The organism is Campylobacter concisus, from assembly GCF_902460545.1.
Taxonomy (GTDB): Bacteria; Campylobacterota; Campylobacteria; order Campylobacterales; family Campylobacteraceae; genus Campylobacter_A; species Campylobacter_A concisus_AE.
Map to the genome: position 1 here is coordinate 217,374 of NZ_CABPUE010000007.1, position 2,567 is coordinate 219,940.

Consider the following 2,567-nt stretch of genomic DNA (forward strand, 5'->3'; position numbering starts at 1 on the left):
GTAACTTTTAGACTAAAAATTTCATTAGTTTGTATTAGCTCATTTATCTTTTTAATATTATGACTAACGGCACTGTGATCTTTCATACCAAAATAGTTTGCAATTTGTGGCATTGAGTTTGTTGTAAGCATCTTTGCAAGATATATGATGATTCGTCTTGCTTCTACGATATTCGTAACTCTTGATTTGCTTTTTATATCACTTTGTTTGATATTTAGCTCTTTACTAACTATTTCAACGATAGTATCGAAATTTATATTTTCACGTTTTTCTTTGATTAGATCTTTTAATATACTTTTTGCAAGATCAAGTGTGATCTCTTCTTTCATAAGAGTTTTAAATACGTTTAAATTTATTATAGCTCCCTCGATCTCACGGATATTATCTCCCATGTTTGTAGCTATGTAGTTTATGACCTCTTTATTTAGATCGATTTTATCAAATTCGCATTTTTTGATGATGATGGCTATCTTTGTATCAAGTTCAGGCGGCGTAATATCAGCCATAAAAGCCTTATCAAATCTTGAAATCATCCTATCCTCAAAGCCTTTTAGTGTCTTTGGAGGTCGATCTGAAGTCATAACTATTTGACCATTTTTTGCTAAAAGTTCATTATATGTGTTGAAAAATTCCTCTTGGATTTTATCAGTTTTACCAAGAAACTGTACATCGTCTATTAGTAAAACATCGCAGTTTCTATATTTTTCACGAAATTTTGGCATTGAGTGGTTATTTATGTGACTGGTAAAATCTATCATAAATTGTTCGCTAGTTACGCAAATAACGGTTTTTCCTTTATTTAGGCAATGATTTCCAACTGACTGGAGTAAGTGAGTCTTGCCAAGTCCCGTCGTGCCATATATAAAAAGTGGATTATAAAGTATACCAGGTTTTTCAGCGGCTGCTTTTGCGCTTAAAAATGCGTATTGATTTGAAGCTCCACAGACAAAATTTTCAAATGTGTAGCTTGGATTTAAAATGCTACTTTGTGTTTTTATTTGCTTAACATTTATTTGATTTTGTTTTGATGTCTTGCTACTTTTAGTAGATGAAATTTCTATATTTGGTTTTATGCCCGTTTTAACTTCATATAGATGAGCGATTTTATCAGCATATCTTGTATTTATAAATTTAGCCATCAACTCATTTGGTGCAGTAAATACGATAATATGATCGTCTGAAGCCTTTTCGTTAAATTTTAATTGCTTGATATAACTTTGGTATTCTTCAGGTGAAATTTGTGTTGAAAGATTTTCTAAAATTTCGTCTGCTATCAAATTTTTATGCCTTAAATTTCAAGAATTTTTATAGTGATACTATCTTAATTTTAATAAAACCTTTGTTAAACTCTAACAAACTTTTTCACATCGTGAAAAAGTCGTGAAAAAGTATTGAAAAGATAGTGATGAAAATTTTAGGAATTGATCCAGGAACGAAGAATTGCGGTTATGCGATACTTGAAAAAAATAAATTTAAAACTACTCTTCTTGAAGCAGGACTCATAAAAATAAAACCAAACACACTTCAGTATCAAATCACTGAACTTTGCGAGGGGCTTGATCTCATCTTTAAAAACCATAAATTTGACGAAGTTGTGATCGAAGATATATTTTTTGCTTACAACCCAAAGACAGTTTTAAAACTCGCTCAGTTTCGTGGTGCACTTAGCCTTAAAATTTTACAGCTTCATGGTGATTTTGCCGAGTATACGCCGCTTCAGGTAAAAAAAACTGTCACTGGCAAGGCCAAAGCTGATAAAGAGCAAGTGGCATTTATGGTGAAGAAAATTTTAGGTATAAACAAAGAGATAAAACCGCTTGATATAACCGACGCGATCGCGATCGCGCTAACTCACGCAAATAATTTAAGAATAAGCTAAAATTTTGATAGGAAAAAGATGGCAATAGTAAAAGCATTATTAATTGGCGAGGTAAAAAATTACGGCTCGCAAAGTGCTACAAATAAGCTAAATACACCATGGAGTTCAGCTATATTTAAAGTAGCTCAAAATGGCGAAATTTTCGCAAATAAACTTGGCTTTGTGGGTGATAGTGTCGCTGATACAAAGCACCATGGCAGCCCTGAAAAGGCAGTTTTTGCAAATTCATTTGCAAATTACGCCGATTGGGAGAGTTTTTTAGGATTAAAAAATATGGCTTATGGAGCTATGGGGGAGAATTTATGTGTTGATGGGCTTGATGAGAGCTGCGTTTATTTGGGCGATATCCATAAGGTGGGCTCACTTGTGCTTCAAGTCTCGCAGCCTAGAAAACCATGCTTTAAGCTCTCAAAAAGATGGGGCAATGAAAATATGGCTACTCACATCTTTGAAACTGGCTTAACTGGCTGGTACTATCGCGTCATAACGCCAGGATCGTGCAAGGCAGGTGATATTATAGAAGTTATAGAAAAAGATCCAGTTCATATGAGCATTTTAGAAGTAAATAGACTTTTTTACGCTCCAAATAAAAATTTAAATTTACTAGAGAAATTTAACTCTCTTACCACTCTTCCAAAAAGTTGGTATAGTGACATGGAAAGACGTATTCAAGGTATTTATAGCACAG

Annotated in this window: 3 protein-coding genes; 2 read left to right on the forward strand and 1 reads right to left on the reverse strand. The window is 33.3% G+C overall.

The window, feature by feature from the left end; genetic code table 11:
* Nucleotides 1-1,277 (reverse strand): chromosomal replication initiator protein DnaA (dnaA, locus tag FZ949_RS06330; protein ID WP_148790283.1); only part of this gene is annotated, 1,277 nt, incomplete at its 3' end.
* A gap of 122 nt (nt 1,278-1,399) precedes the next feature.
* Between dnaA and ruvC the strand changes: the two genes are divergently transcribed.
* Entirely contained in the window at nt 1,400-1,879 is a 480-nt protein-coding gene (ruvC, locus tag FZ949_RS06335; RefSeq protein WP_187424719.1) for a crossover junction endodeoxyribonuclease RuvC, read from the forward strand.
* 18 nt (nt 1,880-1,897) lie between these two features.
* Nucleotides 1,898-2,567 (forward strand): MOSC domain-containing protein (locus FZ949_RS06340; RefSeq protein WP_148790284.1); only part of this gene is annotated, 670 nt, incomplete at its 3' end.